This is a genomic window from Myxococcus vastator, from assembly GCF_010894475.1.
Lineage (GTDB): Bacteria > Myxococcota > Myxococcia > Myxococcales > Myxococcaceae > Myxococcus > Myxococcus vastator.
In genome coordinates, this window is the sequence record NZ_JAAIYB010000038.1 from 12,941 (window position 1) to 32,982 (window position 20,042).

The 20,042-nt window shown below is 70.0% G+C and carries 20 protein-coding genes and 2 tRNA genes; 7 read left to right on the forward strand and 15 right to left on the reverse strand.

The features are described 5' to 3' along the window. Positions 1 to 4: 4 nt before the first annotated feature. Genes G4D87_RS06255 through G4D87_RS06270 form a run of 4 tightly spaced genes read right to left on the reverse strand, consistent with a single transcriptional unit; the run spans position 5 to position 4,082 of the window. Positions 5 to 388, reverse strand: coding sequence for a response regulator (locus tag G4D87_RS06255; RefSeq protein ID WP_163779934.1), 384 nt, complete (start codon positions 386 to 388; stop codon positions 5 to 7). Then, a complete protein-coding gene (locus G4D87_RS06260; protein ID WP_163779936.1) occupies positions 385 to 2,001 on the reverse strand; it encodes a methyl-accepting chemotaxis protein in 1,617 nt (538 codons plus the stop codon). Before G4D87_RS06260 ends, G4D87_RS06255 begins: the two co-directional genes overlap by 4 nt. A 21-nt stretch (positions 2,002 to 2,022) precedes the next feature. Next, positions 2,023 to 3,519: a CheR family methyltransferase gene (locus G4D87_RS06265; protein ID WP_163779938.1), complete on the reverse strand. Its 1,497-nt coding sequence runs from the start codon at positions 3,517 to 3,519 to the stop codon at positions 2,023 to 2,025. Beyond that, a complete protein-coding gene (locus tag G4D87_RS06270) occupies positions 3,516 to 4,082 on the reverse strand; it encodes a chemotaxis protein CheW (protein ID WP_163779940.1) in 567 nt (188 codons plus the stop codon). The genes G4D87_RS06265 and G4D87_RS06270 overlap by 4 nt, the downstream gene beginning before the upstream one ends. Positions 4,083 to 4,326: 244 nt before the next feature. Here G4D87_RS06270 and G4D87_RS06275 point away from each other — a divergent pair, with 244 nt between their 5' ends. Beyond that, a complete protein-coding gene (locus tag G4D87_RS06275) occupies positions 4,327 to 6,378 on the forward strand; it encodes a TonB family protein (RefSeq protein ID WP_163779942.1) in 2,052 nt (683 codons plus the stop codon). 38 nt (positions 6,379 to 6,416) lie between these two features. Here G4D87_RS06275 and G4D87_RS06280 read toward each other — a convergent pair whose 3' ends face one another. Genes G4D87_RS06280 through G4D87_RS06295 form a run of 4 tightly spaced genes read right to left on the reverse strand, consistent with a single transcriptional unit; the run spans position 6,417 to position 9,517 of the window. Beyond that, positions 6,417 to 7,136: an HAD family hydrolase gene (locus G4D87_RS06280; protein WP_163779944.1), complete on the reverse strand. Its 720-nt coding sequence runs from the start codon at positions 7,134 to 7,136 to the stop codon at positions 6,417 to 6,419. Between the two features lie 10 nt (positions 7,137 to 7,146). After that, positions 7,147 to 8,091, reverse strand: a complete 945-nt coding sequence (locus G4D87_RS06285; RefSeq protein ID WP_371928491.1) for a myxosortase-dependent metalloprotease, MXAN_2677/MXAN_2678 family — start codon at positions 8,089 to 8,091, stop codon at positions 7,147 to 7,149. Beyond that, positions 8,088 to 8,966 (reverse strand): myxosortase-dependent metalloprotease, MXAN_2677/MXAN_2678 family, encoded by an 879-nt coding sequence (locus tag G4D87_RS06290; RefSeq protein WP_163779948.1) that lies wholly within the window; start codon positions 8,964 to 8,966, stop codon positions 8,088 to 8,090. The genes G4D87_RS06285 and G4D87_RS06290 overlap by 4 nt, the downstream gene beginning before the upstream one ends. Further along, positions 8,963 to 9,517, reverse strand: coding sequence for a hypothetical protein (locus G4D87_RS06295; RefSeq protein WP_163779950.1), 555 nt, complete (start codon positions 9,515 to 9,517; stop codon positions 8,963 to 8,965). The genes G4D87_RS06290 and G4D87_RS06295 overlap by 4 nt, the downstream gene beginning before the upstream one ends. A gap of 87 nt (positions 9,518 to 9,604) precedes the next feature. Here G4D87_RS06295 and gltX point away from each other — a divergent pair, with 87 nt between their 5' ends. The 4 genes from gltX (at position 9,605) to G4D87_RS06315 (ending at position 11,851) form a co-directional block, all read left to right on the forward strand. Continuing rightward, entirely contained in the window at positions 9,605 to 11,044 is a 1,440-nt protein-coding gene (gene gltX / locus G4D87_RS06300) for a glutamate--tRNA ligase (protein WP_163779952.1), read from the forward strand. Between the two features lie 58 nt (positions 11,045 to 11,102). Next, positions 11,103 to 11,510, forward strand: a complete 408-nt coding sequence (locus G4D87_RS06305; RefSeq protein WP_163779955.1) for a hypothetical protein — start codon at positions 11,103 to 11,105, stop codon at positions 11,508 to 11,510. A gap of 69 nt (positions 11,511 to 11,579) precedes the next feature. Beyond that, positions 11,580 to 11,650: transfer RNA gene (locus G4D87_RS06310), tRNA-Gln, on the forward strand. A 129-nt stretch (positions 11,651 to 11,779) separates the two neighbouring features. After that, positions 11,780 to 11,851: transfer RNA gene (locus tag G4D87_RS06315), tRNA-Glu, on the forward strand. Positions 11,852 to 11,948: 97 nt separating this feature from the next. Here the strand turns inward: G4D87_RS06315 and G4D87_RS06320 are convergent. Further along, positions 11,949 to 12,920 carry a response regulator gene (locus G4D87_RS06320; RefSeq protein ID WP_240358051.1) on the reverse strand — a complete coding sequence of 324 codons (972 nt, stop codon included), beginning with the start codon at positions 12,918 to 12,920 and terminating at the stop codon, positions 11,949 to 11,951. 69 nt (positions 12,921 to 12,989) lie between these two features. Here G4D87_RS06320 and G4D87_RS06325 point away from each other — a divergent pair, with 69 nt between their 5' ends. Further along, positions 12,990 to 13,574, forward strand: coding sequence for a hypothetical protein (locus G4D87_RS06325; protein ID WP_163779959.1), 585 nt, complete (start codon positions 12,990 to 12,992; stop codon positions 13,572 to 13,574). On the opposite strand, the gene G4D87_RS06330 is transcribed toward G4D87_RS06325, so the two are convergent. Together G4D87_RS06330 and G4D87_RS06335 are read right to left on the reverse strand one after the other, a co-directional pair. Further along, positions 13,546 to 14,703: a sensor histidine kinase gene (locus tag G4D87_RS06330; protein ID WP_163779961.1), complete on the reverse strand. Its 1,158-nt coding sequence runs from the start codon at positions 14,701 to 14,703 to the stop codon at positions 13,546 to 13,548. The genes G4D87_RS06325 and G4D87_RS06330 overlap by 29 nt on opposite strands. 165 nt (positions 14,704 to 14,868) lie before the next feature. Further along, on the reverse strand, positions 14,869 to 15,153 hold the full coding sequence (locus G4D87_RS06335; RefSeq protein WP_163779963.1) for a DUF2795 domain-containing protein: 285 nt from the start codon (positions 15,151 to 15,153) through the stop codon (positions 14,869 to 14,871). Positions 15,154 to 15,337: 184 nt separating this feature from the next. Between G4D87_RS06335 and G4D87_RS06340 the strand changes: the two genes are divergently transcribed. Next, positions 15,338 to 15,586, forward strand: a complete 249-nt coding sequence (locus G4D87_RS06340; protein WP_163779965.1) for a hypothetical protein — start codon at positions 15,338 to 15,340, stop codon at positions 15,584 to 15,586. 74 nt (positions 15,587 to 15,660) lie between these two features. On the opposite strand, the gene G4D87_RS06345 is transcribed toward G4D87_RS06340, so the two are convergent. From G4D87_RS06345 to G4D87_RS06360, 4 genes are all read right to left on the reverse strand, one after another. Beyond that, positions 15,661 to 16,902: a pyruvate dehydrogenase complex dihydrolipoamide acetyltransferase gene (locus tag G4D87_RS06345; protein ID WP_163779967.1), complete on the reverse strand. Its 1,242-nt coding sequence runs from the start codon at positions 16,900 to 16,902 to the stop codon at positions 15,661 to 15,663. A gap of 6 nt (positions 16,903 to 16,908) precedes the next feature. Further along, positions 16,909 to 17,895 carry a pyruvate dehydrogenase complex E1 component subunit beta gene (locus G4D87_RS06350; RefSeq protein WP_013939245.1) on the reverse strand — a complete coding sequence of 329 codons (987 nt, stop codon included), beginning with the start codon at positions 17,893 to 17,895 and terminating at the stop codon, positions 16,909 to 16,911. A gap of 53 nt (positions 17,896 to 17,948) precedes the next feature. Further along, positions 17,949 to 19,070: a pyruvate dehydrogenase (acetyl-transferring) E1 component subunit alpha gene (gene pdhA, locus G4D87_RS06355; RefSeq protein WP_163779968.1), complete on the reverse strand. Its 1,122-nt coding sequence runs from the start codon at positions 19,068 to 19,070 to the stop codon at positions 17,949 to 17,951. A gap of 135 nt (positions 19,071 to 19,205) precedes the next feature. Beyond that, a complete protein-coding gene (locus G4D87_RS06360; RefSeq protein ID WP_163779970.1) occupies positions 19,206 to 19,952 on the reverse strand; it encodes an HAD family hydrolase in 747 nt (248 codons plus the stop codon). Positions 19,953 to 20,042 lie beyond the last annotated feature (90 nt).

Consider the following 20,042-nt stretch of genomic DNA (forward strand, 5'->3'; position numbering starts at 1 on the left):
GCGCTCAGTACCGGGTCGCGGGCAGCTTCAGGATGTCGCGCACCTTCGAACGAAGGTCGTCCACGGACACCGGCTTGTTGAGGAAGGCGCTGGCCCCCACCAGCTTGCCCTTCTGCCGACTCGCGTCGTCCTTCAGCGAGGTGAGCATCATGAAAGGGGTGTCGTGAAGCTGCCGGTCCGCGCGGACCGCCGCGCACAGCGCGAAGCCGTCCATCTCCGGCATCTGCACGTCGGAGATGATGAGGTCCGGCTTGAGCTCCCGCGCCTTGGTCAGTCCAATCGCGCCATTCGGCGCGTCGAAGAACTCCAGCCCCCACCCCATCAGGTACACCTGAAGGAGGTTGGTGATGGTCTTCGTGTCTTCGACGATGAGCACCTTTGCGTTCATAACTGGTACCTACCCACCAGGTCCGAGAACCGTTTCGAGAGATTGGTCAGGTTGCCTGACACCTGTTCGATGCGCCGGGTGCTCTCCACCGAGTCTCCCATGGCGGACGTCAGCTCGCTCATGGCCGTGGAAATCTGCTCCACGCCAATGGTCTGCTGACGCGTGTTGCCGGCAATCTGCCGCGCCGCGCCCGACGACTCGCGGATGACCTCCGACAGGCCCAGGATGGTCGTCCCCGCCTCGCGCGCCAGCTCCATGGCCGCCTGCGCCCGGCGGCTGCCCTCCTCCGTGGCGCTGACCGCCTGCCGCGTCCCCTTCTGCACCTCGTTGAGCAGGCCGCGCACCTGCTCCGCGGCGATGCGGGACTGCTCCGCCAGCGTACGCATCTCCGTGGCGACCACCGCGAAGCCCCGGCCCTGCTCCCCGGCCTTGGCCGCTTCGATGGAGGCGTTGAGCGCCAGCAGGTTGGACTGCTCGGCCACGTCCTTCACCGTGCCGATGATGTCGCCAATCTGCATCGTGCGCTCACTGAGGTCGGTGATGGACAGGGCAATGGCCTTCACCTGTTCGCCCAGGTTCTCCATGCCCAAGACGCTCTCGCCGACGACCTTCTGCCCCTCCGCGCTGAGGGCCTCGGACTTCTGCGTCTGGGAGATGACCGAGTCCGCGTAGGCCGTGGCCTGCTTGGACGTCTGGGCAATCTCCGCCACCGTGGTGCTCGTCTCATTGATGGCGGAGGCCTGCTGGTGGGCCATGGCCGACTGCTGGGTGGAGGTGGCCAGCACGCCCGCCGCCTCGCGCTCCATCTCCGCCGCCGCGCTCCGCAGGTCCTGCAGCAGGTGGGAGAGCGCGTCCGTCATCACCGCGAAGCTGCGCGCCACGTCGCCAATCTCATCCGAGCCCTGGAGGTCCAACTGCTGGCGCAAATCCCCCGCCGCGATGCCCGCCGCCGCGCGCGCCAGCCGCTCCAGCGGCACCACGAGCATCCCGGACACAATCCATGCCGCCACCAGGCAGGCCACCAGCACGAGCAGGCTGATGATGGCCGTGAAGCGCGTGGCCTCCCGCAGCGTCTGGCTCAGCCCTTCCTCATGGAGCGCCAGCTGGAGGGTGCCCAGGTGCGCGGTGGAGCCGGCCGCGAGCACGGGCGTCGTCGTCTCCACCAGGCCCGTGCCCTTCACGGACCTGCGGCGGAGCACCGAGGCATCGCCTTCGACGGAGGCCGGAGCCTGCGCCTCGCCGACGTAGCGCTCCGCCGCGGACTCGCCCAGGAGGACGCCGTCCGCGTCATGGACGCGGACATAGGCGACCTCGGGGCCCAGGCTCAGCGCGCCCTGCACCAGCTCCTGGAGCCGCTCCGGGTCGCGCCTCGTGCCCAGCAGGGGCGTCAGCGTCTTCGCCAGCTCCACGCTCACCGAGCTGGCGCGGCGGGACAGGTCATTGCGAAGCGCATCGCCCATCTGCATCCACGTCGTGGTGATGAGGATGACGGCCACCAGCCCCCCCGTCGCCCCGGTGAGCGCGAGGATCTTCATCCGCAGACTGAGCCTGCTCCCCGGCGCGCGGCCCGGCGGTGTCAGGTGCGTCTCTTTGACGTCCACGTTGCCTCCCACCTCGTGCGGAGCGCGCGCCTGTCAGCGCACGCCATGCCAGCCAGCCTGCTCGACTGGCGCCAGGGCCTGCCTCAGGCCGCCGGCCGTCATCGTCTCCACCCCACGCAGCGGGTGTTCATCATCCAGTCCGTCCAGCGCGCGCAGGGCGTTCTGCCGCGCGCGCTCCGCGTCCTCGCGCCGCTCCATCCGCCCGTAGAGGGCCACCAGCGTGGCGTGCCCCTGCGCCAGCCGGGGCTCCAGGTACAGCGCCTTGCGGATCGCCTCCACCGCCCCGTTCAGGTCGCCACGAACCTCGGCCACCATGGAGAGCAGCAGGTACGCCTCGGGGACCAGCGCCTTCGCGGCCTCGCGCGCCAGCGCCTCCGCCGCCTCGAAGTGGCCCGCGCGCGCGGCGATGATGGCGCGCTCCAGGGGAGGGCCCTCCACGGCAAGGGACGCGTCCACGGCCACGGGCCGCGGTACGGCCAGCGCGGCGGAGGCTGGCGTGGACGCGGCCCACCCAGGACGCGACGTCCCGGGCGCGCCCAGGGACGTGTCGAACGTCAGCGGCCCTCCCTCCGTGGACGGCGTCGCGCCCCGGGGCGGCACGCGCGCGCGGCGCGCCCTTGAAGCGTCCAGCGCCTGAGACCACCCGGCTGGCGGCACCGCCGAGGCCACCTGATTGCGGCCCGCCCCCAGGCGAGGAAGCCGCGCCTCGGACGTCACGGCGCGCGGAGCGCCCGGCACCGGGCGCCGAAGCGCCACGCTGCCCTCGGCGTCCACCGTCTCCAGGCCCAGGCCATTGGTGAGCGGCACCTCCGCCGGAGAGACGAAGAGCAGCCCGCCGGGAGCCAGCGCGGCGATGAAGCGCTTGAGCACCTCCCGCGCCAGCTCGGTCGGGAAGTAGATGAGCACGTTGCGGCAGAAGATGGCGCCCAGGCCCATGAAGGGCGGCGGGTCCACGGCCAGGTTGTGGCGCCGGAACTCCACGGCGCGCCGGACCTGGGGGATGACGGAGGCGTCGTCGCCGCTGGCGACCAGGAACCGCTTCTCCAGCTCCGGCTCGATGCGGCGCAGGGACCAGGGGCCGTACACGCCGTCCCGCGCGCGCTGGAGCGCCCGCCCCGACACGTCCGTGGCCAGCACGCGGAAGCGGCCTTCGGGCAGCCCCTCCGCCAGCAGGGCCATGGCGATGCTGTAGGGCTCCTCGCCGCTGGCGCAGCCCGCGCTCCACACCTGGAAGCACGGGGCCGGGTGCGTCTGCGCCAGGCGCGCCAGCGTGCGCAGGTGCTCCGGGTGACGGAAGAAGTACGTCTCGCCGATGACGGCGTGCTCGATGAAGCACTCCACCGCCGCGGCCTCGCGCACCAGCAGCTTGCGCAGGAAGGCGTCGGGAGCCAGGCCCCGCGAACGCGCGGCACGGCCCAGCGCCGTCTCCAGCGAGCGGCGCAGGCTGCGCGCCAACGTCACCCCGCAGGCCGACTGGAGGACGTCCTCGACCCGGGCCAGCGTCGCGTCGTCGAGCACCCCTTCGCTCACGGCGCCTCCGGCCCCACGAGCACCGCGGACGTCCGAAGCAACGGGCGCACGCCCTCGGGCGTCCGGCACAGCCCCGCCATCAGCCCGCTGGCATCCCACGGCAGCGGCGACGCCCCATCCGGCGTCCCGTCCACCAGCACCGGGGACTCCACCAGGTCGCGCACGCGGTCCACCAGCACGGCCACCGTGCGCGCGCCGCCACCGCAGACCACCAGGTGCGCATCCAGGGAGGCCTCCCGCTTCACCCCCAGGAGCGCCGCCAGGTCCACGACGACGGCCGGGCTGCCCCGGTAGACGAACGTCCCCGCCACGTGCGCGGGCGCCCCGGGCAGCGGCTCCAGCTCCACCAGCCGCACCACCTCCCGCACCGTCTCCGCGTCCAGCAGCGCGCTGGTACCCGCCGCGTCCACCGCCAGGTACATGCCCGGCAGTCGCAGCTCACCCGCCAGCGACGCCAGCTCCTGGCGCAGCCGGGCCTGCTCCGTCTCGAGCTGACCCAGCCGCTCCTCGACGGAGAGGCGGCGCGACTGCGCGGCCATGGAATTATCTGCTGTGTCTGCCATCAGGGGAACTCCCGCCTGTCACTGAAGCGCGGGATTTGAGCACGCTAGTCTGTCAGACAAAGAAGCGTCAATGCGGGCTAACCGGCATTCACTCTCACACGAATGACGAGTGATGGCGGCAACGGAAGGCGTCAGACGTGCTGGATCGGACAACCCCCTGGTGCGAAGCGCGCGGCAGGTATGGTTTGATGAAGTGCGGCGACACTTCTGGAGAACCGATGTTGCTTGCTGTCTGGGGCTACGAATGATCAAGGGCGACTCGCCGAATCCCGAGGCACCCACTGGAACGGGCGCGGATCCGCTCATCGGGCGGACCCTGAACGGCCGCTTCAGCATCCTGGAACCGTTGGGCATCGGAGGCATGGGCCGGGTCTACCGGGCCCTGCAGGCACCGCTCGAGCGCGTGGTGGCGATCAAGGTGCTCAACCCCAGCTTCCCCAGCAGCCGGGACCCTGGCTTCCAGAAGCGCTTCCTGCGCGAGGCGTCGCTGACGTCCAAGCTGCGCCATCCCAACACCGTCACCGTCATCGACTACGGGCAGACGGACGACGGCATCTTCTTCATCGCCATGGAGTACCTGGACGGCCGCACGCTGGCCCAGGTGCTGGGGCAGGTCGGCCCCCTGTCGTGGTCCCGCGCCATCTCCGTCACCCAGCAGATCTGCCGCTCGCTGCGCGAGGCGCACAGCCAGGGCATCATCCACCGCGACCTGAAGCCAGCCAACATCATGCTCCTCAACGAGCAGGATCAGGACCTGGTCAAGGTGCTGGACTTCGGGCTGGTGAAGTCGGTGGCGGCGCCCCAGGAGGGGCAGCTCTCCCCCGAAATCACCCAGAACGGCACGTTCCTGGGCTCGCCGCAGTACATGGCGCCCGAGCAGGCGCGCAACGCCACCGACGCGCGCAGCGACGTGTACTCGCTGGGCATCGTGCTCTTCCAGATGCTGATGGGGCGTCCGCCGTTCATCGCGCGCGACCACATCGAGCTCATCTTCGCCCACTATAAGGAAGCCCCGCCCACCTTCCAGCAGGTGCGCCCGGACCTCCACATCCCGCCGGAAATCGAGGCGGTGGTGCGGCGCTGCCTGGAGAAGGATCCGGCGCGGCGCTACCAGACGATGGACGAGCTGCTGGAGGGCCTGCGCGAGGCGAGCATGGCCGCGGGCGGCAACAGCGGCATCTTCAAGCGGCCCGGCGGCGCGACGACGACGGGCCCCTACCCGTCCCCCGCGCTGTTCTCCAACGTGGGCAACAACACCGAGTCCGGTGACACGCTGGCGGTGGACATCAGCGTGGAGGTGCCCAAGGACGTCGAGCGCGCCCGGCAGCGCACGCTGCTGACGGGCGGCCTGGGCGGCCTCGTCGTGGCGGCCCTCATCGCGGGCGGCGCGGTGTTCTTCATGGCCAACAAGGAAGCGGCACCGCCGGCCCCCGCGCCGCAGGCGGAGGCCCCGGCGCCCGTCGCCGCCGCGCCCGCCGCGGAGCCGGCCGCCGAGCCCGCTGCCGCCGCCAACGCGAGCAAGGTCCGCTTCAAGCTGATGAGCCAGCCCTCCGGCGCCCGCGTCTTCTACCGGGGCAAGGAGCGAGGCGTCACGCCCCTCACCCTGGAGATTCCGGCGGGACAGGATGGCTCCGTCACGGTGGAGCTGACCTTCGCGATGGAGGGCTACCAGATGGAGACCGTCGTCACGGGCGGCACGGGCGAGGTGGTGCTGTCGCAGAAGCTCCAGAAGCGCCGGGGCGGCGGCCGGCACGTCGGGGTGGCCTCCGTGAGCGCGGATGAGACGGCGGAGGAGGTCGAGGAGCCGGTGGCCACGCCAGGCGGCATGTCCGCGCCGGTGCTGCTCGCCCCCACGGCCTCGCCCGCCGCGGAGCTCCCCATCGCGGCGGCCGTGGGAGGCGCCACGGCCTCGGCAACCGACGCGGCTCCTGCCAGGGGCTCGACGGCCGGGCTGGCGCTGCCGGTCCTCTCCAACGCGGCGGTGGCCTCCGCGCGTGGCGACGTGCTCCCCTATAATGAGGACATGCCTCGCCCGGAGATGGTCAGCCAGGGCAAGGACATCATCTACACGCGCGAAGCGATGGCCGCGAAGTCGAGCGGCGTGATGATTGTCCGCTGCACCATCACCCAGCAGGGCCGCGTGGAGAAGTGCCGGACCATCAAGGCCGTGGCCCACATGGAGCGCGTGGTGCTGGAGGCCCTCGCGTCCCGCACCTACAAGCCCATCGTCTACAAGGGCTACCCGGTGAACGTGGACTACACCTTCAGCATGCGCCTGGTGGCACCGCGCCGCTGAGGAGGCCTCGCTGACGTGCCCGCCGGACCCGGTGCGAATCAGGGTCCGGTGGACGGCACCACGGGCGGCGCGGGCGGAACGGCCGGCACAGCGCCGCCGGGTGGTACGCCCCAGTCCACCACCGGCCAGCCCCGCTTCCGGGCGTGGCGGCGCAGCCGGTGGTCGGGGTGAACGGCCACGGGCCGCCCCACGACCTCCATCACCGACAGGTCCGAATACGAATCGGTGTAGAAGGCGCACGCCGACAGGGCCACACCCGCCTCGCGCACGTAGGCCTCGGCGCAGACGCGCTTGCCCTGGCCGAAGCAGATGGTGCCCAGGGCGCGGCCGGTGTGGAGGCCCGCGCCGTCGACCTCGAAGCGGTTGCACAGCACCGCGTCCAGTCCCAGCTCCCGCGCCACCAGCTCCGACAGGTAGCCCGTGGACGACGTCAGCAGGACGAGCCGCTCCCCGGCGCGCCGGTGCGCGTCCAGCACGGCCCAGGCGCCGGGCCGGTAGAGCGGCCGAACCTGCTCCTCGTAGAACACGGCGGTGCGCTCCTGGAGCGGCTTCGCGGGGGTTCCGGCGAGCTGGGCGATGGCGCGCGCCACGGCGTCCTGCATGGACACGAAGCCCAGGTGGTAGCGGGCAATCCAGAGGCTGGCGCGCAGCGCCTGGAAGCGGGAGATGTGCCCCAGCTCGAGCTCGCGGCGAATCCACAGCGAGCCCGAGTTGGCGGCGATGAGCGTCTTGTCCAGGTCGAAGAATGCGACGGCCACGCCAGGCCCCCTAATCCCGCCGGAGGAACGCCGCGGCGCGGACCGCGCGCCGCCGCACACGCGTCAGGACGAGCGCGACCAGCCCCAGCGCCACCGGTCCCGGCGCCGCCGCGCAGCCGCTGCCCCGGCCGTCCGCCTTCAACGCGAACCCCGCGCCCTCCCGCACGAAGCACTGGGTGGGCGGCAGGTGACGCGGGTAGATGTCACAGAACCCGGCGGCCGACCCCGAGTCGATGACGCGCTTGCGCGTCTCCCCCGGCGGCGCGGTGGCCTCCATGGTCGCGCCCGGGACGAAGACATGGTCCAGCCCCACCACGTGGCCAATCTCGTGCGTCATGGTGTTCTGGAGGTCCGTGGCCACGCAGTCCACCGAGGGCTCGCCCTCACACACCGGCGAGTCCACCGTCGTGAAGAGGAAGCTGTAGCCCCCCGCCGGCTGGGACGCGTTCAGCTCGATGTCCGAGTCCAACACCCGCCCGTCCCGATAGGAGAACGTGGACGTGGTGAGGCCAATCGTTCCGGACCCATGCTCCCAGCAGCGGTAGACGTTGCCGCAGCTCTCCTCGGTCCAGCACGCATCGTCCGCCGGGGCGACCTCGTGGCACGCCGTCTCCCGGAACGTGACGATGTTGTAGTTCTCCCGGGGGCGCGTCTCGTCGTAGCCCACCGCGATGGGCGCTCGCCGGTCCTCGCCCCGGGTGAACCGGTAGTCACTGCACCCGTCGGAGACGCGCCGCCACGAGTCGAAGGACGCCTCGATGGCCGCCACCTCGGAGTCTCCTGGCGTGCGCGAGCTGCCCGCCGCGTCCAGGTGGTAGACGTACTCACGCACCGGCCACAGCAGGCACAGCGGGTGCCCGGGCACAATGGTGCGGCGATAGGACGGCTCCTCACCCCGCTGCGCCTGGGCGGAGGTGGCCAGACACGCGGCCGCGAGCACCAGTGCCTTTCTCACCGGACCGCCTCCTCGTGACGACGGCGGCGCGCCAGCCACAGCGACCAGACGGCCACCAGGGCCAGCGCCCCACCCGGGCCCGCCGCGGAGCAACCTCCGGCCTTGGGCCCCAGGTCGATGGAGGTCACCGGGTGGAGGCACGACTGGCTGGCCTGTCCCTGAGGGTAGGCGTCACAGACGAAGCCGCGCGAGCCCGAGTCCACCACGCGCTTGGACACCTCGCCCGGCGGCGCGCTGGGATTCATGGTGGAGCCGCTGGCGCGCGTGTGGTCCAGGCCAATGAGGTGGCCGACCTCGTGCGTCGCGGTGTTTTGCACGTCGGTGGCCACGCATTGGGTCGTCGTCGGGGGGAAGCACGTCGCCGTCGTGAAGGAGAAGCGCGCCGCGTTGAAGGAGATGTCCGAGTCGTAGATGATGCCCGAGCGCTCGTCGTACGTGGTGAGGGTGATGGCGATGGTGTTGTCGTCGTCATCCCAGCAGTCATACGTGTTGGCGCACGTGTCGTCGTCCCAGCACGCCTCACTCTCGGGCACCACGGTGTTGCAGTCCCGGGTGCGGAACAGCACCAGGTTGGTGTTGTCCCCCTGGCGCCGGTAGCCCACCTGGCGCTCGTCCACGCGCGGGCCCTCCACCAACGCGAGGTTGCCGCACTCGGCGAAGATGTCCTGCCAGCTCTGGAACGAGGCGCGAATCGCGTCGAACTCGGAGTCTCCCGCCGTGTCCGGGTTGCCGTAGGTGCTCTGGTTCCAGACGATGCGGGGGGACGTCCAGTAGAGGCACTGCGTGCCCGTGTCACCCGCATCGACACGGCTGCGGATGTAGGGGTCCGTCTGGCCCAGCGCCATGGCCAGCAGCAGGGGCGCGAGCGGCATCACGGCGTCTGCTCCCCAAGGGCTTCACGGATGGCGGCCTTCAGCGCCACCAGCGTCATGGCCTGGAGCGCGGACGCGGCCGGCTTGCGGGTGACGGGGTCCAGCAGCTGCGACTCGGTGGGCTCCGGGACGGCCAGCGCCGTCTTTCCCTCGCGCTTCACCTGGAACTTGCCCTGCGCCATGTCGGACACGCGGAAGGCCCGCGGGCCGCGCTTCTGCAGAAAGAGCACCACCTCCTCGCCCGGCGTGAAGGACGCCAGGCCGTGCACCACCTGGCCAATGTCCCCCATGCGGCCGCCGGGCTGGGTGACGAGCACCGTGCTCCCAGGCTGGCCCTTGAGCGACTCCGTCACCTGGATTTCGACATCGGTGAGGATGCGCATCTTGTCGCCGCTCCAGCGGCTCTCCACGCGCCGGACGACACCGTGGACCACGGTGTCCGCGCCTACCGCGAGCCCGGACAGGTCCACGCGGAGCTGGGTGGTGGCGGCCGCGGGCACGCCCACCAGGAGGACAGCCAGGAGCAACGTGCGAACTACCTGACGAATCGACATACGAGTTCTCCCTGGCCATCCAACTTACTCCAGGAATGCCCCTCCGCGTTGACCCTCCATCCTCGCCCTGCTAATCCGCGCGCCCGTATGCCTCCTGCCCTTCGCGTCCGCTTCGCTCCCTCGCCTACCGGCTACCTCCACATTGGCGGTGCCCGTACGGCGCTGATGAACTTCCTCCAGGCGCGGCGCCAGGGCGGCACCTTCGTCCTTCGCATGGAGGACACGGACCAGGGCCGCTCCACCCCGGAGTCGGTGCAGGCCATCCTGGACGGGCTGAACTGGCTGGGCATTGACTGGGACGAGGGCCCCGGGAAGGAAGGCCCCTACGCCCCCTACTTCCAGATGCAGCGGCTGGACACCTACCGCAAGCACGCCGACCAGCTCATCGCCGAGGGCAAGGCCTACCGGTGCTACTGCACGAAGGAGGACCTCGACGCGCAGCGGCAGGCGGCGGAGAAGGCGGGCGGCGCGTTCAAGTACCCGGGCACCTGCCGCGAGCGGACCGAGCCCCCCGCCGGCCGCGCCGCCTCGGACGCCGTCATCCGCTTCAAGATGCCCGCGGGCGAGGGCTCCGTGTCCTTCACCGACAAGGCGCTGGGCACCATCACCAAGACGCACAGCGACCTGGATGACTGGGTCATGATGCGGGCGGACGGCATCCCCGTGTACAACTTCGGGTGCGTCATTGATGACCACCTGATGGACATCACCCTGGTCGCGCGCGGCCAGGAGCACGTCAACTCCACCTTCCCGCAGCTGATGCTGTACCAGGCGCTGGGGTGGACGCCTCCCGACTTCGCCCACCTGCCGCTCATCCTGGGCCCGGACCGCGAGAAGCTCTCCAAGCGCAAGCACCCGGAAGCGGACGTGATGGTGCACAAGCGCAACGGCGTCATGCCGGAGGCGCTGCTCAACTTCGTCATCCGGCTGGGCTGGAGCCACGGCAACGACGAGGTCATCAGCCGCGAGCAGATGCTCGAGTGGTTCGACTTCAGCGACGTGGGCACCACCTCCGGCGTGTGGAACCCGGAGAAGCTGCTGTGGCTCAACCAGCAGTGGATGAAGCAGCTGCCGGTGGAGACCGTGGTGGAGCGGCTGCTCCCCTTCCTGGAGGCGAAGGGCGTCCAGGCGAAGGGCGACCCGCGGCTGGAGACGCTTGTGCGCACGCTGCGCGAGCGCTCCAACACCCTGGAGGACATCGCCACCACCGCGGCCAACGTCTACTTCCGCTCCGGCATCACCCTGGACGAGAAGGCCGCCACCAAGCACCTCTCCGGAGAGTCCCTCAACCTGCTGCGCAAGGTGCGCGAGACGCTCGCCGCGCTGCCGGAGTGGTCGGTGGAGGCGCTGGACGGCGTGGTGAAGCAGGTGAGCGAGGCCTCCAGCGTCGGCATGGGCAAGGTGGCGCAGCCCATCCGCGTGGCGCTCACCGGAAACACCACCAGCCCGGGCATCGGCGAGACGCTGGTGCTGGTGGGCCGCGACGAATCCCTGCGGCGCATCGACGCGGCGCTGACGCGCGGTTGAGGCGTCAGGCGCAGGTAGCGGTGGACGTCAGCGGCGCAGGCCCCTATCTTTCGGACCCATGATGCGTGCCCTTGACAGCCTGAAACGCGGTTTTTATAAGGCGCGCCCGCTCGGAGCGGCGCTGGTGGCGCTCTGGGCGGTTTCAGCGGGCGCCGAAGTCGTCAATGGCGCGCAGTTGCCGGATGGCTCCAGGCGCGTCGGTGAGAATCGCTACCGGTCGCCCAGGGATTTCGATGGCACGCTGGACTACTACCGCGCGGTCTACTCGACGAGCGGTTACCCCCGCCGGCAGATCGTGAACCAGCCGGGCGTCAAGGCGGTGCACATCACCAACCCCTCGGGGAAGAACTTCGCGGGGCTGAACATTTACGAGGCGAACGACGAGGTTCGCATCTACATCGTCCCGACCCAGCAGGCAGCCAGGCCCGCCAAGAAACCGGCGACGACGAAGAGCAGGAAGAAGTAAACGCCGCACCGAAGTTGTTGCAGTCCCGAAGTGGTATTGGTAGAGAAGCGCCGCAGTCGAGCAGGTCCTTGGGGAATCGTCTAACGGCAGGACAGCAGACTCTGACTCTGCTTATCTAGGTTCGAATCCTAGTTCCCCAGCTTGTAGTTCCGCAGTGGTAGTCCTCGTCGGTCCGAAGCAACCTGGGCAGCACGAAACAAAAGGGTTGACGAGGGCAGACGAAAAAAGGTAGAAGTCGCGGGCAGTTAGCGGCGACTGAAACAAGTTTTGGCCCTGTCGTCTAGCGGTTAGGACGGAGCCCTCTCACGGCTCAAACTCGGGTTCGAATCCCGGCAGGGTCACACTGAGACGCCCACCTTCTGAAAAGAAGGTGGGCGTTTTGCTTTGCGGGCCAGCCGCCGGCGGCCCTGCGGGGCCCGGCGCCTCGACGGGAGGGCTTCAGGGGAGCGGCGCGGCGATGCTCTGCCGGAAGGTGGCGAGCGCCGCGGCGAGCCGATCTTGCGCCCGCTGCACGCCCCTGCGCAGCAGCAACATGCGCACCTTCTCTGGCAGCGCGACGGCGCCCTGGCTGGTGCCGAAGCCCACCAGGTCCATGCGCAGCGTAATCGCCTCCAACAAGTCACCCAGGTCCGCCTCGGGACTGGCGAGCAGGAGCACGTCGGGCGGCTTGCGCTGAAGGCGCTCGGCCAACGTGCGCCACTGGGGGTCGCCCGTCTCCACGATGACGACGTCCACGCGCTCCAGCTCGGGCGCGTAGGGCGGCAGCTCCACCGCGTCGAAGCCGGCGTCCTGCATGACGGCGACGGTGTTCGCGCTGCCCACGACGGCCACCCGGCCATTGAGGCCCAGGCGCACCGCTTCCTCGTAGGCCCGCAGCTCCGCCTCCAGGGCTTCGTGGGCGGGCTCCGGCGCGTCCTGTCCGGAGGCCAGGAGGGCCGCGGCCTCGCGGGCCACCTCTCGCGCCTGCTCCCTCACGAGCAGGCCCGCCGTCCGGCGCTCCAGGGCGGCACGCACCTTGGCGCGCAGCACCCGCAAGTCGTCAAAGGGCTTGAGGATGTAGTCACTGGCACCCGCGGCGAAGGCGGCGACGACGCTTTCGGAGCTGGCGTAGCCGGTAATCATCACCGCTTCCAGGGACGGCTGGAGACGGCGCGCCTCGGCGATGAGCTCCACGCCGCCCATGCCGGGCAGGTTCTTGTCCGTCACCAGGACATCGAAGCGCTGCTCGGCCAGCAGCGGGAGGGCTTCCTCCGCGCTCGCGGCCAGCGTCACCACCAGGTCGGCATCTCGCTCCAGGAGGCGGGCGCAGATGTCCAGCACGACGGGCTCGTCATCCACCACCAGCACCGTCGACGCGAGCGTCCCTCCTTCCCCTCCTTCACCCTCACCGGTTTCGAACGGGAACTCCATGGCCACGCAGATTCGCACAGCTTACTTCCAACTACGAAGCCCGCATTTCAGGCCCGCTATGCTGGGGGCGTGGCGAGCTTCGAGGATGCATTGCAGGACAACCGGGTCCCCGGGCGGCTGGGCGACGTGCGGCTGCGTTATGACGGCGGCCGGCTGGTGGGCGAATCCCTGCCGCCGCCCTGGGCGCGGCGTGTCCTGCCTGGGTTGTTCGTCGGCGTTGGGCTGGGGTGCGCGGTGGGCGCCGCCATCCTGGTGGGCGTCCGGGAAGGCGCGACGGCGGCCTTCACCCTGGGCCTGCTGGCGGCGGCTCTGGTGGGGCTGGCCCTCAAGCTGGAGTCGCGGCTGGGCCGCCGGCGCTTCATCCTTCACTTCCGCACCGAGTCCTTGCGGCTGGAACAACTGGCCCGGACCCCCGGCGCCACCCGCGCGGCGGTGGTGCCCTTCGACGCGGTGCGGGCCGTCCACATGGTGGAGCGCCCCGGGCCTCGCTACGCGCTGGTGGTGGAGTACGCGCCAGACAACGCGGACGGCGCGCTGCGCCGCGCGGTGCTGGTCGAGGACATCCGCGCCACCGAGAGCCAGACGCTGCACCGCGTGTGGCGCATGCTCAGCAACGCCTTCGGCCTCAGGGGAGCGGGGCTCGCCGGAGGGTGATTTCGATTTCGGTGCCCTCCCCTTGCGTGGAGGACAACCGGAGGCTGCCGCCGAACTGCGTGACGAGCTCGCGGCAGATGGACAGGCCCAGGCCGGTCCCCACGCCCACGGGCTTGGTGGTGAACATGGGCTGGAAGACGCGCTCCTGCAGCTCCATGGGAATGCCGCAGCCGTTATCCGCCACGGTGAGCACCACGTCGTCGGCACGCGCCGTCCACCGGACCTCGATGCGCCCGGGACGTCCCGTGGTGCCCATGGCCTGCGCCGCGTTGACGATGAGGTTGAGCAGCACCTGGCACAGCTTCACCGGGCCGAAGGTGACGCGCACGGCCTCGCCGTTGCTGGTCAGCCGCGCCCGCTCCCGCACCTCGGCGCGCGCCAGCTTCACCGCGAAGGACACCACCTCCGCGACGTCCGCCGTGGCCTCCAGGTCCTCACCGCGCGCCTGGGCGCGCAGGCCCAGCGCCACCTGCCGCAGGTGCTCCGCGCCCTCCGCCAGGTCCTTGATGAGGGCGGGCAGGTCCTCCACCGTCTCCGCCACGGTGGAGTCGGGGTCCGTCTGCAGGTGCCGCGACACGTACTGGATGACGCTGCCCAGGTCGCGCTGCAGCGACACCACGTTCTGCGACAGGTAGCCCACCGGCCCCATCAGCTCGTGCGCGATGCCCGCCGTCACCTGGCCCAGGGTGGCCAGACGCTCGGACTTCATCATGCGGCCTTCCACCTCGCGGATGCGCAGCTCCAGCCGGGCAATCTTGAGCGCGTCGTCGAGCGCGGCCTGGAGCTCCGTCCGGTCCCACGGCTTGACGAAGTAGCGCGTCACCTGGCCGCGGTTGACGGCGTCGATGACGGCCTGCATGTCCGCGTAGGCCGTGACGAGCATGCGCTTGGCGTCCGGCGCAATCGTGCGCGCCCGCTCCAGCAGCTCCACGCCCGTCATGCCGGGCATCCGCTGGTCGGAGAGGATGACGCCAATCTCGCCCCTGCGCTGCTCCAGGAGCGCCAAGGCCTCGCTGGGCGAGGAGCTGCGAAAGATGCGGAAGCGCTGCCCGAAGTTCGCGTCGAAGACCCGGAGGTTCAGCGCGTCATCGTCGACGTAGAGGACCGCGGGGAGTTCAGACGGGTTCATGACGCTCCTCCTGGCCAGCGTCCCATGAAGGGGGCCAGGCTGGTAAGGCCCAGGATAGCGCCTCAACCCCTTCGCGATCTGCTGGGTACCGCGCGCACCACCAGGATAGAGCGAGCGCCTGACGCACCGCACCTCCCCGAAGGGCCCTTTCCTTCCAGGGTCGTATCAGCGCGAAGAAGCCGACTGTTGCGGAACCGTGGCCTCCAGGTCGCCTTCCAGCGCCCGGGCCACGGCGTCCACGGAGCCGAAGCTGGCCCGGGGCAGTGAGCCCAGGAGCGAGAGCACCAGGGCCGGGGCCTCGTTCTCACGGGCCACCCAGGTCAACTGCCGCGCGGACAGCGGAAAGACGGCGCCATCCAGCGCCTGGTGCAGCGACGCCGCGAGCGGCAGCGGCGGGCCTCCGCGCGACTCCAACTCCGACACACCCTGGGCAAGCCGTTCGCGTGTCATGTCGTCGTTCATTGGAAGCAAGTTAAGCAGCGAACGCCCACGACCGCCGACCTTTTTTTCGCGCTCGTGGGACAGGCAGGGAGACAAGCCGTGCAACCCGCTTGTGGGTGGTCAGCGCACGGCACACGTCCCACCGTTACCGCCACGAAGCGTGCCGGATGGCACCTGCCTGGGAGGACACGACATGGCGGACAGCAAGGGTAAATCCGAGGAGACGAAGCAGAACGCAGCCGGAGATAACGGTTATGCGGAGCGCATCGAGCATGTGGAGGGCACGCGCCCACAGCCCTGGCCCGGAATCCGCGGTCGCTCGGACGACGAGGAGAACGAGCTGCCGACGGGAACGTCGCGCGAGCGGCAAGCAGGCGTGACGGAGACCCAGCGCAAGCTGGAGCAGGAGGCGCATGGCCGCAAGGAGCCGACGCGCAAGTAGCAAGGGCCTCCACACGCCCCGCCCCGCCCTCGCGTGCCCCAGGACGGGCGCGCGGAGCGGGGCAACGGGACGGCCTAGAACAGCAGCCGCGTGGGGTGCTCGAGCAGCCCGCGCAGCTCACGCAGGAACTCGGCGCCAATGGCACCGTCGATGACGCGGTGGTCGCACGACAGCGTCGCGGTCATCATCTTCCGGACCGCCAGCTGACCGTCGCGCACCACCGCCTTCTCGGAGACGGCACCCACCGCGAGGATGGAGGCCTGCGGCGGGTTGATGACGGCGACGAACTGGTCGATGCCGTACATGCCCAGGTTGCTGACGGTGATGGAGCCGCCGGTGTACTCCTCCGGCCTGAGGGCGCGCTTGCGGGCGCGCTCCGCCAGCTCCCGCACGCCCGACGCGATGGCCTGCAGGCCCTTCTGGTCCGCATCCCGGAGGATGGGCGTGATGAGGCCCTCCTCCAGCGCCACCGCGATGCCCACGTCCACGCTGTGGAACTGGACGACCTTGTCGCCCTGCAGCGAGACGTTGATCTTCGGGTAGCGGCGCACCGCCATGGCCACGGCCTTCACGATGAGGTCGTTGACGGAGACCTTGAGGTCCAACGCCTTCGCCTCTTCGCGCACCTTCGACGCCGCCTCCATGTCCACCTCGATGGTGAGGTAGAAGTGAGGCACGCCGGGCTTCACCTCCGTCATCCGCTGCGCGATGACCTTGCGCATGGACGAGAGGGGCACCACGGTCGGCTCGGGACGCACGCCCGGAGCGGGCTGCGCGGCCGGGGCCTTCTTCGCGGCGGGAGCCGCCGCCGGTCCACGCGCGAGAGCCTCCTCGATGTCGCGCTTCACCACGCGGCCGGACGGACCGGAGCCGCTCACCTGGGTGAGGTCCAGCCCCTTCTCACGCGCGATCTTCTTCGCCACGGGGCTGGCGCGCAGACGCCGGCCCCCCGCCTGGGCCGGGGCCGCCGGAGCAGGCGCGGCCTTCGGAGCCGCCGGAGCGGGCGCCGCGGGCTTCTCGGGAGCCGGAGCGGACGGCGCGGGCTTCGCCGCTGGCGCGGACGGAGCCGCCTTGGCGCCCTTCGCGGTGAGGTACGCGATGGGCGCGCCCACCTTCGCCATCTGGTTCTCACCGACGACGATTTCCGCCAGGGTGCCGTCGTCGTAGGCCTCGATTTCGAGGTTGGACTTGTCCGTCTCCACCTCGGCCACGGCCTCGCCGGAGGACACCTTGTCCCCCTGCTTCTTGAGCCACTTGACGATCTTCCCCTCCGTCATCGTCGGGGACAGGTTCGGCATCTGGATGGGAATGGCCATACGCGTTCAGGCTCCCTCGCGGTACAGCACCTTCTTCACCGCGGCGATGATCTTCGGTGCGTCCGGCTGCGTCGCGTTCTCCAGGTTCGCGGCATAGGACATGTTGACGTCCAGGCCCGTGACGCGCTCCACCGGCGCGTCCAGGTCGTCGAACGCCTTGGACTGGATGATGTCCACCACGGACGCGCCCACGCCGGCGAGCACCCAGCCCTCCTCCACGATGACGGCGCGGTTCGTCTTGCGCACGCTCGCCAGGATGGCCTCCTCATCCAGGGGCCGCAGCGTGCGCAGGTCCAGGACCTCCACGCTGATGCCCTCCTTCGCCAGCTCCTCGGCCGCCTGCATGCAGAAGTAGTACATGCGGCTCCAGGTGATGATGGTGACGTCCGTGCCCTCGCGCTTCACGTCCGCCTTGCCGAGCGGCACGACGTGTTCGCCCTCCGGCACCTCACCCTTGATGGCGTAGAGCCGCTCGCCCTCGAACATGACCACCGGGTTGTCGTCCCGGATGGCCGCCTTGAGCATGCCCTTGGCGTCCGCGGGCGTGGCGGGCGCAATCACCTTCAGGCCCGGGAAGTGCGCGTAGTTGGCCTCCAGCGCCTGGCTGTGCTGGCTGGACAGCCGGCCACCGGCGCCACCCGGGCCGCGGAACACGATGGGGCAGCGCAGCTGGCCACCGGACATGTGCCGCAGCTTGGCGGCGTTGTTGACAATCTGGTCCATCGCGAGAATCGCGAAGTTCCAGGTCATCATCTCCACCACGGGGCGCAAGCCCACCATGGCCGCGCCCACGCTCAGGCCGGTGAAGCCCAGCTCGGCGATGGGCGCGTCGATGATGCGCGCGCTCCCGAACTTGTCCAGCAGTCCCTGCGACACCTTGAAGGCGCCGTTGTAGCGGCCCACTTCCTCGCCAATCAGATAGACGTTGGCGTCGCGCTCCATTTCCTCGGCGAGCGCCTGGTTCAGCGCCTCGCGGTACATCAACTCGGGCATCGTCGGCTCCGACTCGAATCTGAAAAAGGGTTGGTAGACACGTCAGCGCGCGCCTAGCGGATGAGGCCCGCCTTCTTGTCGGCCGCCTCGGCCTGCTCGCGCGGCTCCAGGTCCCACGTCACCTTCAGCTCCTGGCCACTGGGGTACTTCGGCCAGTTCACCTTCTGACCCAGCACGCGCTCGCGGGGGCGCACGTCCTCCTCGCCCTCCTCCACGATGGTGTCGCGCCACAGCTCGTCCAGGCTGGGCTCGGGCGACTCGTCGGCGAACTTCACCGCCTGGTCCACCCGCGCCTTGATCTCTTCTTCGATGGACTCGAAGACGTCGTCCTGGGCCAGCCCCTGCTTCTGGATGTAGGCGCGCAGCTTCGGAATCGGGTCGCCCTTGCGCTCCGCCTCCACCTCCTGCTTGGTGCGGTAGGTGGCGGGGTCGGCCATGGAGTGACCGCGGAAGCGGTACGTGTTGGCCTCCAGCAGCACGGGGCCCTTGCCGGCGCGGCAGTACTCGGCGGCGTCCTTGACGGCCTCGTACATGGTCAGCACGTCCATGCCGTCCACCGGCTCGCCGCGCATGTCGTAGGCGCTGGCGCGCTTGTAGATTTCCGGCACCGCCGACGTCCGCGAGATGGCCGTGCCCATCCCATAGCGGTTGTTCTCGCAGATGTAGATGACCGGGAGCTTCCACTTGGACGCCATGTTGAGCGTCTCGTGGAAGGAGCCCTGGTTGGCGGCCGCGTCGCCGAAGTAGCAGAGCGTGACGCGGTCCTCGTTGCGATAGCGGCTGGCGAAGGCCATGCCCGCCGCCAGGGGAATCTGGCCGCCGACGATGCCGTAGCCGCCGTAGAAGTGATGCTCGATGTCGAAGATGTGCATCGAGCCGCCCTTGCCCTTGCTGTAGCCGGTGCCCCGGCCCATCAGCTCGGCCATGACCATGCCCGCGTCGCTGCCACGGGCCAGCGGCTGGCCATGGTCACGGTACGCACTGAGCATGTAGTCATCCGGACGCAGGGCTTCCGCAGGTCCCACCGCCACGGCCTCCTGGCCGATGTAGAGGTGGCAGAACCCGGCGATCTTCCCCAGCGTGTACTGCTGACCCGCGCGCTCCTCGAAGCGACGGATGAGGTACATCTTCCGGTACATGTCCAACAGCAGTTCTTTCGAGTACGGGCTGGCCACTGCGGGATGCCTCCATGCTGGCCGCCCTCGGGACTCCCGGGGCGGCGGACGCCGAGCGACTCAATAGCGCGCGGCAGGGGGACTTCAAAGCCTTTCAAACCCCGTCAACACCGGGCCTTTCTCAGGCGCGGTGCGTCAGGAGCCCAGCGCGAAGTGCGGGACGGAAATGACGCCGTCCAGCAACTCCACCGGCCGACCCGAATGGTCCGTGGCCAGATGGATGACGGTGGCCTCTGGAAACTTCCGCCGGTAGTCGTTCGCGTGCGTGGGCTCGTTGTCGAAGGCAGCCACCACGCTCCCCAGCCGGCCCAGCCGCGCGTGCGCCTCCCGCTTGAAGGCGTCGTCGTCCTCGGCCAGCGTGGGCTTCATCACCAGGTGCACCCGTTCGTCATCCGGCAGCGCCAGGCCGTGGCGGCGCATGCAGGAGACGGAGCCCTCTCGCATGGCCTCGTGGCGGCCGGTGACGTAGACGAGCCGCGCGCGGGTGGCCACCACCGCATGGGTGAAGCTGGCCGCGCCGTCGATGGCCTCGTCGTCCACGCAGTAGTCACTGGTGAAGAAGCGCTCGGCCCAGAAGCGGCGGGCTTCAGCGAAGTGGGCCTCTACCAGGGTGTCCTCCAGGCCGCAGGCGCGCATGGCCTCCTTCATGTCCCAGCCCGTCACCCAGTGGCGCGGCTCGCAGGCGGCCAGCACTGCCAGCGAGCGGGCGGCGCCATACTCCCGGAGGATGCGGGCCTGCCGGGGCCGGTTGTCGAACAGGGTGGAGTCCAGGTCGAACGCCAGCACGGCGGAGGAGCCCAGGGAGCTGGCGCGCGCCAGGATGGAACGCAGGGTGTCACGCCAGTCGTCGCGGATGCGCTTCTTGAAGTCGTCGTAAGCCATGTGCGCCGGGGAGATTACCCGCGCGCGCGCCAGGGTGCCGCCGAAACCTCAACCAGGGGCGTCATGCGCCCCCCTCCCTGCCTGGAGCGT